Genomic DNA, 14,421 nt, shown 5'->3' with positions numbered 1-14,421 from the left:
TGTTTAAATGTGTGGAATGAGTAAAACCTGACCTATCGCCAGCTCATCAGATTTTAGTTTATTCGCCTTACGAATACTACTAATTGGTATCCCATACCGACTGGCAATCTTGCCCAAATAATCTCCACGTCTCACTTTGTATTTACGTATTGGTAAATCCTTTACACTGACGGTAATTTTCAGCTTTTGACCAAGCAGTAAGGTATTCGATCTTAGGTGATTTTCTCGTTTAATCTGGGAGATATCGACCTTGTATTTCTGCGCAATCTTACCCAAATAATCACCACGCTTTACGACATGAACAATGGTCTTGGTTTGCAGTGGATTATTATCAGCAGGCACCACTATATCGTTAGCTTTACCCGGTATCACCAGCACTTGTCCGACTCTAAGCCCGCTTCGCTTTAGACGGTTTTCTTTCATTATTGCGTTAACGCTAGTGTTAAACCGCTGCGCAATAATCGACAGCGAGTCTCCACGCCTTACCTTATACGTTTTGGACTCGAGCCTTTTGGCGAACAAGGTGCCTGGTGGCGGCTCTACTTCAAAGTATTTCACCACAGCTTCAGTGATCGCTCGGGCAATTTTTTCCTGATGGCTTGGTTTAAATAACAGTTTTTCCTCACTCGGATTGGAAATAAAACCTGTTTCTACCAATACAGACGGTATGTCAGGTGATTTCAGTACGGCCAAGCTCGCGTACACAGGCTTACTTCGATGCAGTCGAGCCACTTTGCCCAACTTTTGCAGTATGTCTGAAGCCAGCTTATAGCCTTCATTTTGTGAATGACTAAACTGCAAATCAAGTAAGGTCTGACTGACATTTTTGTCATCCGAGTTCTTGGCTAGGACCTCTCCTGCCCCACCTAGCAGCTGTGATTGCTCTTCGCTATTTTCAACCCACCTGGCAATTTCGGTGTTTGCGCGCCTGGTATTTAACACAAACACTGATGCTCCTCTAGGTTGAGGCGACATGAACGCGTCGGCGTGGATAGAAATAAGGATGTAAGCTTTATCCTTACGGGCAATTTCCGTTCGTTTGTTCAGCCCCACGTAATAATCACCCGTACGTGTCAGTACAGCTCGGATGCCAGGAATCGCATCCATCTTATGGGCTATCTTTTTCGCAATGGCTAAGGTGACCGTCTTTTCGTACTTTCCAGTTGGGCCTATAGAGCCAGGATCTTCACCACCATGACCAGGGTCGATGGCAACCACAATTTCCTTATTGCCACTGGCTTTTGGCGCATCGGTGGTAATGCCTTTGATGGGCGCTTTCGATGCAGCAGTAGAAGTCGAGGTATTTGAGTGCGGAAAATCCACTACCAATCGATGTCCATATTGGCCCAATGGCGTGGGAGGAAGTTTAAAGATCTGAGCTTTGCTCTTCTTCTTCAGCTCAAAAACGAGGCGATAAGTAGACTTATTCGGCGGCTTACTCCTGCGGATTTTTTTCAGCACTGGACTGTTAGTCACAGTGATGGGTAATTTGGTGTGCAGGGTGGTATTTTTTAGGTCAATCACCAAGCGATCCGGACGACTCAGTGAGAAATAGCTGTAATCCATATCCGATTTCAAATCGAATACGACTCTCGTTTCGTCTGGCGAAGGCCAAACTCTGATCGCTTCTAGAGAATTGGCCCAAGCAAGGTTTAACAGTGGTAGGAAAAATAGGACAAAGAAAGTAATAACTGTCCGCGCTAATTTAGCTATCAACGTAACTCCAAGTTCTCAATTAACGAATGTCCATAATCATTGTTAGCTTTAATAGAAATGGATCGGCTCTCACCATCATACATCAGCTCAATATCAAGGTCTGCTTGCGGAAGAAGGCCCGTGCCTTTTTCTGGCCATTCCACTAGACAAATCGCATCAGCGGTTAAGTAATCACGGATTCCCATGAATTCGAGTTCTTCAGGATCAGCAAGTCGGTATAAATCAAAGTGATAGACTTGCCAATTATTTAAATCATACGGCTCTACAATGGTGTAAGTGGGACTCTTTACTTTACCACTATGCCCTAAGGCTTGAATAAAACCACGACAAAATGTGGTTTTCCCTGCTCCGAGATCGCCATGTAAATATAACGTGGTTTGCTGTGTGCAAGTATTCGCTACTACAGCACCGATATCAACCGTCGCTTGCTCGTCAGACAGGGCAAGTTGTAATGTTTTCATGTCATGCGTTCTCTTTGTATAAGGTGTTATTGATTATCGATACCAATCAATAGAACAGAGATAGTAAACCGGGTTAGATTTATCAGACAAGCTCTGTTGTGTAAGTAGAAAGAAAATTATCTCAACTAACAATGAATTTGTCACTAAAGTGATGCGATGATCACCCTAGATGCACTGACAATTCACGAGCTACGATCTAGATCCTAGATAAAAGATCCTGTAAGATCGCGCCCCCTTGATCCTGAGAACATGATAATGGATTACGCACTACTCGCTGGCAAAATCAAGCAATGGGCCTTTGAACTTGGCTTTCAGAAGGCTGGAATCAGCGATGTTGACTTGAGTGAACATGAGCCTGAACTGCAAAGATGGCTCGATGCAAATTATCATGGTGAAATGGATTGGATGGCGCGACATGGCATGATGCGAGCCCGACCTGACGAATTATTACCTGGCACCATTCGAGTAATCAGTGTAAGAATGGACTACTTGCCCCCAGAGGCTCAATTTGCCTCCAATTTGTCCGATCCTAATCAAGCCTACATCAGCCGTTATGCACTTGGCCGAGATTACCATAAGCTAGTAAGAAACAAGCTGAAGGTGTTAGGAGAAAAGATTAAACAAGAGGTTGGTGAGTATGGCTATCGACCCTTTGTTGACTCCGCTCCTATCTTAGAGCGCCCGCTAGCCCAAAAAGCAGGCTTAGGTTGGACAGGCAAACACTCACTTATTTTGGATAAGCAAGCGGGCTCTTGGTTTTTTTTGGGCGAACTATTGGTCGACCTGCCTCTACCAGTAGATGCCCCACAACCCAATCAGTGCGGCAAGTGTGTGGCATGCATGACATCTTGCCCTACCCAAGCCATCGTAGAAGAAGGGGTGGTGGATTCAAGACGGTGTATTTCATATCTGACCATTGAGTTCGATGGCGTCATTCCTGTTGAGTTTCGTAAAGCCATGGGTAACCGAATTTATGGCTGTGACGATTGCCAACTGGTCTGTCCGTGGAATCGATTCTCAAATATTACCGCCGAGCAAGATTTCCATCGCCGAAAAGTATTTGTGAGCAGTGATCTCGTGACCTTATTTGAATGGAGTGAAACGGAGTTTCTTAAACATATGCAAGGTTCAGCTATTCGTCGTATCGGTCATAATCAATGGCTCAGAAACCTCTCAATCGCTATGGGCAATGCACCATACAACGAGAGGATCATACGTGCCCTGCAATCAAGGCTAGGGCAAAACAGCAATTTAGACATCCACATAAACTGGGCACTGGAAGAGCAGCAAAACAAACAAACTATCTCACCATCGTCGAGCATCCATACCAAAAAGGAACGGCTCATTAGGATAGTAAAAAAAGGCCTAACGAGGGATGCATAATGTCTGCCATGTCATAGAGAATTTTTTTGATATCTAGTCAAAAAAATTATGTGTGGAAAAATGCAAAAAATACAGAGATATCTGATCGGACAAAAAAGTTAGCCACATACACTTCCAATGATTAAGATCAAAAAAACAAACACTTAATGTCAATATTACAGCCATTAAAAAAGCTACGAAAAATGCATTTAGTTGTTTATTTTCATTAAGTTATGTGAAACTAGATAAGTTATTCATATGCAAGAAAACAGCAATGATCTTTTCATAAATTGTGAAAAATTATGTAAGATCCACTTTACCCACCAAGTTATCCACAGAACAAGGTTTGTGGATAAGTCTGTGAATTCTTAAATACGAACTGTGATGTAATGTACGCGATATTTTGGCTAGTAATGAAAAGTTATTACTAACTATTGGTAGGCTACGACTCGGGAAAATTAGGTTTACACTCTAAGACCACATCTAACTCTAGGATATGGATTTTACTTATGCAAATTTTTAATCGACAAAAAATGCATTAGTTATTTATATATTTATAACAGATTGATTTACCAAGCTTTAAAAAAGCTAGAAGTTATATCATCTGATGAAATGGAGCGACACACGAGGTTCGAACTCGTGACCTCAACCTTGGCAAGGTTGCGCTCTACCAACTGAGCTAGTGTCGCAGTAGACATGTTGCTATCTTCTCAAATTTACCGCTCTCGCTTTGAGAGAAATATAGCATTTTGAATTTTTGGTTGCGGGGGCCGGATTTGAACCGACGACCTTCGGGTTATGAGCCCGACGAGCTACCAAGCTGCTCCACCCCGCGTCCGATTGTATCGCCTTAGCAATACCTCTACGCTTTGCGTAAAATAATTTGGAGCGACACACGAGGTTCGAACTCGTGACCTCAACCTTGGCAAGGTTGCGCTCTACCAACTGAGCTAGTGTCGCTTAATGCTTTTAGACATATCGTCTAAAAACTAAAATTTGGTTGCGGGGGCCGGATTTGAACCGACGACCTTCGGGTTATGAGCCCGACGAGCTACCAAGCTGCTCCACCCCGCGTCCGATTGTATCGCCTTAGCAATACCTCTACGCTTTGCGTAAAATAATTTGGAGCGACACACGAGGTTCGAACTCGTGACCTCAACCTTGGCAAGGTTGCGCTCTACCAACTGAGCTAGTGTCGCTTAACAACGTTTCCGTCGTTTAGGGCTGCGAATTATAAGAGCATTTTCTTATGATGCAAGCCCTTAAGATAAAAAATTTCATTTTTTTTGTCGAATGATGAAATTTCAAACAATAATTGGCTATTTTGCTCAAATCATCACTGATCAAAGGCAAGAAAATTAGTTTTAATCTTAACAAGATACGTTATATGGTAAGAATAGTTTCTCTGTAGTAAACGAGCTCAGCGATAGACTCACGAATATCATCTAGTGCTAAATGTGTCCCTTTCTTGACAAATCCATCAAGTACAGAAGGTTTCCAGCGACGAGTCAGCTCTTTTATCGTACTCACATCAATGACTCGATAATGAAAGTAGCTGTCTAGCTCGACCATATGGCGTTGCAAAAACTTTCTGTCTTGGCCAACGCTGTTACCGCAGATTGGCGATTGACCCTTTGGCACCCAATCTTCAAGAAATTTTATCGTTTCTTGCATCGCATATTCTTCGGTCACTTGGCTTTCACGAACGCGTTTTACTAAGCCACTACCAGTATGAGTTGTCGTACACCACTCATCCATTTTAGCTAACTCTGTCTCATCTTGATGTATCGCAAAGACAGGTCCTTCCGCCAAAATATTAAGCTCTTTATCTGTCACTATGGTCGCAATTTCAATAATTTTATGAGTCTCAGGGTTCAAACCTGTCATCTCAAGATCGATCCAAATTAAGTTCTGATCGCTAAAGGACATAGATGATGTGCCTATTTGTTTGCCTATAAAAAGGGTACTATACCCAAAATAAGATCCCCTAGATAGCTTAGAATCTATAATCATGATCAGGCAAATATCGCTAAAATTATTGATTGGCAAGCAAAATACAATGATTAAGTAGAAACACTGTGGCAAAGAAGAAAAAACTAACCAAAGGTCAAGTTCGACGAGTTCGTCACAACCAAAAAAAACGCTTACAAGAGTCCGACTCTATTCAGTGGGATGAGTCAATGCTCAGAGCCAGTCAGAGCGGCTTAGTCATTACGCGATTTGGACAACACGCCGATATTGAAGACATTGAATCGGGAGAGATACATCGCTGCAATTTACGGCGAGGTATTGAAACCCTCGTCTCCGGTGACAAAGTGATATGGCGTCCTGGTGTGGAACAAATGGCAGGGATTTCTGGTGTGGTTGAGGCCGTTGAACCTCGAACTTCAGTCCTTACCCGTCCAGACTATTACGATGGATTAAAACCTGTCGCTGCCAACATAGATCAAATGATCATTGTGGCTTCAGTGCTACCCGAGCTATCCTTAAACATCATTGATCGCTACCTAGTGGCAGCGGAAACCTTGTCCATTTCTCCGTTAATCGTTCTCAATAAGATCGATCTTCTCGACCAAGAGCAGCTAGATTTTTTCCAAGATTACCTCAGCATTTACCAACATATTGGTTATCAGGTCTTATTCGTGAGCAAAGAAACGGGCGAAGGCATTGAACGGTTGGAATCTCATTTAACCAATAAGGTCAACATATTTGTTGGACAATCTGGTGTAGGTAAATCCAGCCTTGTCAACGCGCTGATGCCCGGCCTGAATATCGAGGAAGGCGAAGTTTCAGAGAACTCGGGGCTAGGCCAGCACACAACCACAGCGGCACGGTTATACCACATTCCTACAGGTGGCGATCTTATCGATTCACCGGGCGTGAGAGAATTTGGCCTTTGGCATTTAAGCCCAGAGGAAGTGACAAAAGCCTTTATTGAGTTTCAACCCTACATCGGTGGGTGTAAATTTCGAGATTGCAAACACAGTGACGATCCTGGCTGTCAAATACGTCAAGCTGTGGAAGAAGATAAAATCAGTGAGACTCGATATGATAATTATCATCGCATTATCGAGAGCATGAGTGAAAACAAGGCCAATCGTCAGTATTCACAAAGAAAAAAAGCGGATTTATAACATCAACATGCGATTGAATGTCGAGAAAGTGCTAGTAATTTTGGCTACTTTGCATAACATCTCTCGCCAGATTCGTATTTACCACCATTGGAAGTTATCGTAATGGACAAGATTAAAGTTGCTCTTCAACATTGGATTCCGCAACATGGCTTAACGCGTTTAGTAGGCCAGCTAGCCTCAGCTCGTGCTGGTAAACTGACCACAGCCGTTATTCGTGCCTTTATTAAGCACTACCAAGTAAACATGGATGAAGCGCTTCACTCTGACCCAAGCTACTTCAAGACCTTCAACCAGTTTTTTGTTCGGGAGCTCAAGCCAGGCGTCAGACCTTTAGTCGAAGACAAATCGGTCGTTACTCACCCAGCTGACGCTTGTGTTAGCCAATTTGGCCTGATTGAAGATGGGCAGCTGATACAAGCCAAAGGCCACTACTTCAGTGCGCAAGAGCTGTTGGGAGGCGATACTTCTCTCGCTGAAGAATTTGATGAAGGCAGCTTCGCGACCCTTTATCTTTCGCCAAGAGATTATCACCGTGTCCATATGCCGTGCGATGGTACCCTACGCCAAATGATCTACGTGCCGGGAGATCTGTTTTCGGTGAATCCGTTAACTGCGGAAAATGTACCGAATTTGTTCGCCCGCAATGAACGAGTTGTGTGTATCTTTGATACTGAGTTTGGTCCATTAGCACAAGTGCTTGTTGGTGCAACCATTGTCGGTAGCATCGAGTTGGTTTGGGCTGGAACTGTTACCCCGCCAAGAGGCAATACCGTCTATCGTTGGGATTACCCAAGTGAAGGAGCGAAATCGGTCAAACTGGAAAAAGGTCAGGAAATGGGCCGATTCAAATTAGGCTCCACCGTTATCAATCTGTTTGCGGAAAATGCCATCTCGTTTGACGAGTCAATGCGCGCTCAAGCCCCAACTAAATTGGGTTCGGCTTACGCTCATATTCAATCCTAACTCATCTGTTACCCAATTGAAGCGAGGTATTAACAATGGATATCTCGCCCATTCTCTCTACCTTTTTGACCTAATTTACTTTCAAAGATCTTATTGATTTCCATTATTTGCTGGTTATTTCTGAAATTCGTTGATCTTTACCTACAGATATCACTTTAATCTGTAGTAAAATTACGCTAGTTTGTTTTTCTAATTCCTTTGAATTTTTGACGAGGTAACATCTATGTCAGCTAAGAAGCCATTAGCTCTAGTCATTCTTGACGGTTGGGGTCACCGTGAAGACAACGCTAGCAACGCAATCAATAACGCGAAGACTCCAACAATGGACGAGCTAGTTGCAACTTATCCAAACACTCTGATTTCAGCCTCTGGTATGGATGTTGGCCTGCCTGACGGTCAAATGGGCAACTCTGAGGTTGGCCACACGAATATCGGTGCGGGACGAATCGTCTACCAAGATTTAACTCGTATTACCAAGGCTGTCGCTGACAAAGAGTTTTTCGATAACCCGGCACTGGTTAACGCGATTGATAGCGCGGTTAACGCAGGCAAAGCGGTGCATTTAATGGGATTGATGTCACCAGGCGGCGTACACTCTCATGAAGATCACATCTATGCTGCAGTAGAAATGGCAGCAGAGCGCGGCGCACAAGAAATCTATCTACATTGCTTCCTTGATGGCCGTGACACACCACCACGTAGCGCTGAAAATTCTCTCAAACGATTTGATGCTTTATTTGAGAAACTTGGCAAAGGACGAATCGCCTCTTTGGTTGGTCGTTATTATGCGATGGACCGTGACAACAACTGGGAACGAGTCCAATCAGCTTACGATTTATTGACCCAAGCCAAAGCTGAATACGCATATGACTCAGCCGTTGCTGGTCTGGAAGCGGCATATGCCCGTGAAGAAAACGATGAGTTTGTTAAAGCCACCGTCATTAAAACCAACGAGCAGCCAGACGCGAGCATCAAAGATGGCGACGCCGTGATCTTTATGAATTACCGTGCCGACCGTGCTCGCCAAATCACGCGCTCATTTGCCCCTGACTTTGACGGGTTTGAACGCGCCGTTTATCCAAACGTTCACTTCGTCATGTTGACACAATACGCGGCTGATATCCCACTGCCTGTTGCTTTTCCACCAGAATCACTCACCAATACCTATGGCGAATGGCTATCGAAACAAGGCCAATCACAGTTGCGTATTTCTGAAACCGAAAAGTACGCTCACGTGACCTTCTTCTTCAACGGTGGTGTGGAGCAAGAGTTTGATGGTGAAGAGCGTCAACTGGTTGCGTCACCAAAAGTCGCCACTTATGATCTGCAGCCAGAAATGAGTTCAAGTGAATTAACCGACAAATTGGTTGCGGCCATCAAGTCAGGTAAATACGATACCATTATATGTAACTACCCAAATGCTGACATGGTTGGTCATACTGGTGTTTATGATGCCGCAGAGCAAGCGATTGAAGCGCTGGATGCTTGTATTGGTAAGGTAGTGCAAGCCATCAACGAAGTGGATGGTCAAATGCTGATTACTGCCGATCACGGCAATGCGGAAATGATGGTGGACCCAGAAACGGGTGGCACTCACACCGCTCACACCAACCTTCCTGTGCCACTTATCTACGTGGGTGATAAGAAGTTTGAATTCCAGCCAAATGGTAAACTGTCTGATCTTGCGCCGACCATGCTTGCGTTATCAGGTTTGGACATTCCAAAGGAAATGACCGGACACGTTTTGATTAAGTAAGCCTTTGATTAAGAGCAAAACCTAGTCCTATACAACGCCTTTCGATGGAAACATGGAAAGGCGTTGTCTTATCTTTAGCGGATAAATTGGCGAAAATAGCGATAGATTTAGAGGAAGCCATACTTTTCAGCAATTAAGTTTTTACATTGCCATTTCTTATCACTATTTTGTTTAGTTATACTGAGCCACAAACAATAAGAAAACGGACTCCCTACCTAATGATGAAGCTCTTCCATTCGCGTACTCCACGATTAAGTCTGAAAAGCTTACTCTTTGTTTCTGCGATAATATTTTCATCATTAACCCATATCGCTTATGCAGAATCTCAAAAAGAGCTCAAGACGGTAAAAAACGAGATTTCCCGTCAGCAACATTCTATCGAGTCACAAAAAAGAAAGTTCAATAGCTTACAGAAGTCTCTAAAACAGCAAGAGTTGCAAATTAGTAAATTAGAAAAAGAGATCCGCGCTACTCAATCTTCTTTGAACACCTCTAATCAAAAGCTTGTCCAACTAGAAGACAAGATTCAGCAGTTAGAGGTGCAAAAACACCAGCAAAGCGAAAAACTCACCGAACTGATTCAAACCTATTACGTCACCGATCGTGCTCATTCCGCGGCGTCTGTATTAAGCAGCGGTGTTGAAGCTGATCGCATGAGTCAATACTTCCAATATTTGGCAAAACAACGAGCCAAAGCCATCAAAGATTTAGAGCGCACCAAACAAGAGCTGGAAAGTAACCAACAACAACTCAAATTGGAAAAAGACAACATCGCCCAGTTACTTGAGCAACAAAAAGACAAGCTAAGCAAGTTAAAGACAGCCCAAGCGCAACGAAAAAGTACATTAACGGGTATTAAGAAGGACATATCCAGCGATAAAGTGTACTTGTCTGAACTACAACGCAATGAAACACGACTAAAAGCAGAAATCGCCAAAGCGGAAAGACGCACCACCATCTCAATGAATGGCTTAGCATCACAAAAAGGCCGTTTACCTTGGCCACTAAAAGGCCGTATTTTGCATTACTACGGCGCGTCTCAAGCTGGTCTATCAAAATGGAAAGGGATTGTTATTGACGCCAAATACGGTGAGCCAGTTAAAGCGGTCAGTTCAGGAACGATAGTGTTCTCTGACTATCTCCGTGGCTACGGCCTCGTGGTACTGATTGACCATGGTAAAGGCTATATGACCTTGTATGGTTTCAACCAGACTCTGCTTAGAAAGGAAGGCGACAAGGTTACCGCCGGAGAAACCATCGCGCTGGCGGGGGACACAGGAGGCCAAGCCCAGCCTTCACTATATTTTGAAATACGTAAGAACAGTAAAACGCAAAACCCGCTGAGTTGGCTGTCTAAACGTTAATAATGCGAGATTTAAAATACACAGGGCGGCGCCGCTATCAAATGTACATAGCGGTGACCCCTTCTTCTAGCAGTTGCAATTGCCTTTGCCCTAACTCTGTTGCTCTAGGTTTCACCACATATATCATTTGCAACATACCGCGATGAATAATACTTTCCGTGACGGTAATATTTGAAGACATGGCCGACTGGTAACTGAGCCAACCACAAACAATCATATGTAATGTAGTGACAAAGTTTTCGATATCATCTTGTTGAATGGACAACAACCTTAAATCGACAAAGAGCTGAATGATCTCAACCAAATTCACTTTCAGCTTATGCTGCACTTCTATGTATTCCGAATGCAGCTGCTCATCTCTACGTAAAATATCGGGCAAATTTGAGTAAAAGAAACGGTATTTCCACATCAAGGTAAAGATGGCATTGAGGTAATGCTTAAGCACCGCTAGCCCTTCCGTGTTTCCCTTTACTGGCGCAAACCATTCCAATAACTCTTTTGAATAGAGTTTAAAAATTTCTCTTATCAATTCTTGTTTATTGCGAAAATGATAATAAAGGTTGCCTGGGCTAATACCAATATGAGCCGCAATATGATTGGTGGTGATGCTTCTCTCACCATTTTCATTAAACAACTCAAGTGCGGCCTGTACTATTTTATCTTTGGTTTTCATCAACCTATAACTTCCTGTTCAAATGACAATCGCAGCCACCATACTATTAATGAAAATAATATGTGTACAGGCCATAGCAAGTAATTAAGAGTACTTGAGTGAGTTTTTAAAGCATGATCTATTATTTGTGATATTTTCTTGACAGCTCATGCACAGAATCGACAAAAACACCGGCGTTTTCAGGTGGAACGTCGAGGTGAATACCATGACCTAAATTAAATACATGCCCCGTATTGGAATGACCAAATCCGTCTAGAATGGCGGCCACTTCTTCACGAATGCGTTCCTGAGGAGCGTAGAGGATTGAAGGGTCCATATTACCTTGCAGCGCCACTTTATCACCAACACGAGCCTTGGCATCGGTGATGTTGATTGTCCAATCTAGACCAACAGCGTCACAACCGGTTGCCGCGATCTTCTCTAGCCACATACCACCGTTTTTAGTGAACAGAGTGACAGGCACTGGCACACCCTCATGGACTCGATTCAAGCCTTCAACGATTTTATGCATATATTGCAAAGAGAATTGCTCGTAATCACGAGGTGTTAAAACCCCACCCCATGTATCAAAAATCATGACAGATTGTGCACCAGCTTGAATTTGTGCGTTTAAGTAGTCAATGACGCTATCTGCCAATTTATCTAATAATGAATGCAAGGTAGCCGGGTCTGCGTACATCATTTTCTTTATTTTAGTAAAAGCTTTCGAGCTTCCGCCCTCAACCATATAGGTTGCTAATGTCCAAGGGCTACCTGAAAAACCAATCAGCGGGACCTCACCTTGTAAGTCCTTGCGAATTTGCCGAACCGCATTCATCACATATTGTAGTTCGCCTTCAGGATCAGGATTGCCAATTTTGTCTACGTCTGCTTTTCGAGCAATAGGCGAGCGGAATTTTGGCCCTTCACCAGCTTCGAAATACAACCCAAGCCCCATGGCATCAGGAATGGTAAGAATATCAGAAAACAAAATCGCCGCATCTAATGGAAAGCGCTTTAGCGGCTGCAAAGTGACTTCCGAAGCCAGTTCGGCATTTTTACACAACGACATAAAATCCCCTGCTTTAGCACGAGTCGCTCTATACTCTGGCAAATATCGTCCAGCTTGGCGCATCATCCACACTGGTGTGCAATCCACAGGTTGCTTTAACAATGCTCTTAAATAACGATCATTCTTTAGTGTTGTCATTGTGGTCATATCCAATATTCAAAATTGTTTTGTCGGCGCTATTTTAGCACCGAATCTATGCAGAAAGAGAGAGGCTTTGCTACCTAGATCATGTTATGAAGTATAAAAATCCGACATACATTGCCTAGGGCATATATCGGTGTTAAAAATTGCGCTGCTAGCGATAACTAAAATAATAATCTGAGTAGTTAATACTCAGCATCTCATAACGACATCTTACTTACCCCCTCCTCACGGAGGGTTTTTTTCTTGTCCTCTGGCTTTTAATCATCACCCATACCGGCCATAACACTATCTATCATTTCTCTCGCAATCGTGCCTTTTGGGGCCAAAGTCGGCAGCTCGTGCTTGCTAAACCAATCCGCCTTCTTCAACTCAACATGATCAGGCGTAATATCACCTGATTGATAATCGGCAAGAAACGCCACCATCATGCTTGATGGAAAGGCCCATGGCTGGCTGCCAAAATAACGAATATTGGTCACCGACAGACCCGTTTCCTCTTTTACTTCTCTTATGACACATTGCTCCAATGTTTCGCCGACCTCTAGAAAACCTGCAATGACAGTATGCATTCCTTCGCGGTGCCTCGCATGCTGCGCAAGGAGTATTTGGTTGCCTTTTTTTACTGCCACTATGATGCAAGGGAAGATTCTAGGATAGTGCAGAGTGCGGCAGTCTGCGCATTGCATGGCCATATGTTGACTATTGAGGCTATTTCTACCACCACATTGGGGGCAAAAGCGAAACGTTTGAGTCATATGGTTGTACTGAACCGCTTTGCTGAGGAGCAAGAACACCTCTGGTTCAAAGTGTAAACATTGACGCAGTGAAGTGAGTTGAAATGTCCGTTCACAGTTTGAATCATTAAGCAGCAAAACAGGGTGTCCCATGTAATCGCCAATATGGATGGCATCTTCAATGGGTAGCTGCAAGGCCGATGCACTACCAAAGGGCACAGAATCCATCTCAAGCCAAATATTACTTCCAGATACCACGCACCAATAAGCGTCTCGCTCAGCGTCATATTTTTTAAACATACCAATTCCCCTCTGCTTGCAGTTTAACCATTTTACTGGCAATCTAATTTCTTACCAGAGTTTGTCTCGAATCACATTTCGGGCTATAAACTCTCTATAGCCAAATGATCTCTAAACACCGATTTTAGAGGGCTTTCAGGCATACAAGGACAAGAATTTGTACACATTTACATTCCTTTATTATTAAGGATTAACGGACACAGGAATGGTGCTCCGATAATGAGGGCAAGGCCATGCTTAATAAATTCAAACAAACACAACAACAATGGGGTGGCTCTAGTGAAGTCATCGACCATTGGTTAGAGACTCGGCAATCTTTAATCGTCGAATACTGCAAACTTGTCTCCGGACAACCCTGCTCTGCCCAACCTACCGTCACCACTCTGCCCTCTCCTAACTCCCTCCAATCTTTTTGCCAACACCTCGTCGACTATATATCAGAAGGCCACTTTAAGATTTATGACATGGTCATGGATAAATGGCGGGCGACGGGTTTCGAAGCAACAGAGGAAATTAACCAAGCTTATGGAAAAATCATTCTAACAACAGAGCCTTTGTTAAACTTTACCGATAAATATGCAGCGATGACGCAAGAAGACGACATGGACAATTTTGATGAAGATTTGTCGTTGGTTGGCGAAATCGTTGAAGTACGTTTTGAAGTGGAAGACGAGCTGATCAGACTGATTGCAGATAGTCTTGCTGTACCGCCCGGCGCTTAAAATCACGCGCAGTAGCGAATCTTTTAACGATCAGCGTAGAT

General features: G+C 43.6%; 12 protein-coding genes and 5 tRNA genes. 6 read left to right on the top strand and 11 right to left on the bottom strand.

Features of this window, described 5'->3' with window-relative positions:
* Positions 1–3: 3 nt before the first annotated feature.
* Positions 4–1,716 carry a LysM peptidoglycan-binding domain-containing protein gene (locus M9194_RS20700; protein ID WP_431769438.1) on the bottom strand — a complete coding sequence of 571 codons (1,713 nt, stop codon included), beginning with the start codon at positions 1,714–1,716 and terminating at the stop codon, positions 4–6.
* Positions 1,713–2,177, bottom strand: coding sequence for a tRNA (adenosine(37)-N6)-threonylcarbamoyltransferase complex ATPase subunit type 1 TsaE (gene tsaE / locus M9194_RS20695; protein WP_250614602.1), 465 nt, complete (start codon positions 2,175–2,177; stop codon positions 1,713–1,715). The genes M9194_RS20700 and tsaE overlap by 4 nt, the downstream gene beginning before the upstream one ends.
* A 255-nt stretch (positions 2,178–2,432) precedes the next feature.
* Here tsaE and queG point away from each other — a divergent pair, with 255 nt between their 5' ends.
* Positions 2,433–3,560 carry a tRNA epoxyqueuosine(34) reductase QueG gene (gene queG / locus M9194_RS20690; protein ID WP_250614601.1) on the top strand — a complete coding sequence of 376 codons (1,128 nt, stop codon included), beginning with the start codon at positions 2,433–2,435 and terminating at the stop codon, positions 3,558–3,560.
* Positions 3,561–4,152: 592 nt separating this feature from the next.
* Here queG and M9194_RS20685 read toward each other — a convergent pair.
* From M9194_RS20685 to orn, 6 genes are all read right to left on the bottom strand, one after another.
* A tRNA-Gly gene (locus M9194_RS20685) sits at positions 4,153–4,228 on the bottom strand.
* Positions 4,229–4,297: 69 nt separating this feature from the next.
* Positions 4,298–4,374, bottom strand: a tRNA-Met gene (locus M9194_RS20680).
* A 49-nt stretch (positions 4,375–4,423) separates the two neighbouring features.
* A tRNA-Gly gene (locus tag M9194_RS20675) sits at positions 4,424–4,499 on the bottom strand.
* Positions 4,500–4,536: 37 nt separating this feature from the next.
* Positions 4,537–4,613: transfer RNA gene (locus M9194_RS20670), tRNA-Met, on the bottom strand.
* A 49-nt stretch (positions 4,614–4,662) separates the two neighbouring features.
* A tRNA-Gly gene (locus tag M9194_RS20665) sits at positions 4,663–4,738 on the bottom strand.
* A 184-nt stretch (positions 4,739–4,922) separates the two neighbouring features.
* Positions 4,923–5,468 (bottom strand): oligoribonuclease, encoded by a 546-nt coding sequence (gene orn / locus M9194_RS20660; RefSeq protein WP_250614600.1) that lies wholly within the window; start codon positions 5,466–5,468, stop codon positions 4,923–4,925.
* A 149-nt stretch (positions 5,469–5,617) separates the two neighbouring features.
* On the opposite strand from orn, the gene rsgA reads away from it, so the two are divergent.
* From rsgA to M9194_RS20640, 4 genes are all read left to right on the top strand, one after another.
* Positions 5,618–6,673 carry a small ribosomal subunit biogenesis GTPase RsgA gene (gene rsgA, locus M9194_RS20655; protein WP_250614599.1) on the top strand — a complete coding sequence of 352 codons (1,056 nt, stop codon included), beginning with the start codon at positions 5,618–5,620 and terminating at the stop codon, positions 6,671–6,673.
* Between the two features lie 102 nt (positions 6,674–6,775).
* On the top strand, positions 6,776–7,636 hold the full coding sequence (gene asd / locus M9194_RS20650; protein ID WP_250614598.1) for an archaetidylserine decarboxylase: 861 nt from the start codon (positions 6,776–6,778) through the stop codon (positions 7,634–7,636).
* 223 nt (positions 7,637–7,859) lie between these two features.
* A complete protein-coding gene (gene gpmM / locus M9194_RS20645; RefSeq protein WP_250614597.1) occupies positions 7,860–9,392 on the top strand; it encodes a 2,3-bisphosphoglycerate-independent phosphoglycerate mutase in 1,533 nt (510 codons plus the stop codon).
* Between the two features lie 218 nt (positions 9,393–9,610).
* Complete coding sequence (locus M9194_RS20640) at positions 9,611–10,756, top strand: murein hydrolase activator EnvC family protein (protein ID WP_431769437.1); 1,146 nt, start codon at positions 9,611–9,613, stop codon at positions 10,754–10,756.
* Positions 10,757–10,793: 37 nt separating this feature from the next.
* Here the strand turns inward: M9194_RS20640 and M9194_RS20635 are convergent, their stop codons facing one another.
* From M9194_RS20635 to nudC, 3 genes are all read right to left on the bottom strand, one after another.
* Complete coding sequence (locus M9194_RS20635) at positions 10,794–11,429, bottom strand: TetR/AcrR family transcriptional regulator (protein WP_250614596.1); 636 nt, start codon at positions 11,427–11,429, stop codon at positions 10,794–10,796.
* A 121-nt stretch (positions 11,430–11,550) separates the two neighbouring features.
* On the bottom strand, positions 11,551–12,618 hold the full coding sequence (hemE, locus tag M9194_RS20630; RefSeq protein ID WP_250614595.1) for a uroporphyrinogen decarboxylase: 1,068 nt from the start codon (positions 12,616–12,618) through the stop codon (positions 11,551–11,553).
* 263 nt (positions 12,619–12,881) lie between these two features.
* Positions 12,882–13,658, bottom strand: a complete 777-nt coding sequence (gene nudC / locus M9194_RS20625; RefSeq protein WP_250614594.1) for an NAD(+) diphosphatase — start codon at positions 13,656–13,658, stop codon at positions 12,882–12,884.
* A 233-nt stretch (positions 13,659–13,891) separates the two neighbouring features.
* Between nudC and rsd the strand changes: the two genes are divergently transcribed.
* A complete protein-coding gene (gene rsd, locus M9194_RS20620) occupies positions 13,892–14,380 on the top strand; it encodes a sigma D regulator (RefSeq protein ID WP_250614593.1) in 489 nt (162 codons plus the stop codon).
* Positions 14,381–14,421 lie beyond the last annotated feature (41 nt).

Origin of the sequence: Vibrio sinus, assembly GCF_023634645.1 — a bacterium.
Lineage (GTDB): Bacteria > Pseudomonadota > Gammaproteobacteria > Enterobacterales > Vibrionaceae > Vibrio > Vibrio sinus.
The sequence above is the reverse complement of the archived record's forward strand: the minus strand, read 5'-3'. Positions and strand labels throughout refer to the sequence as shown.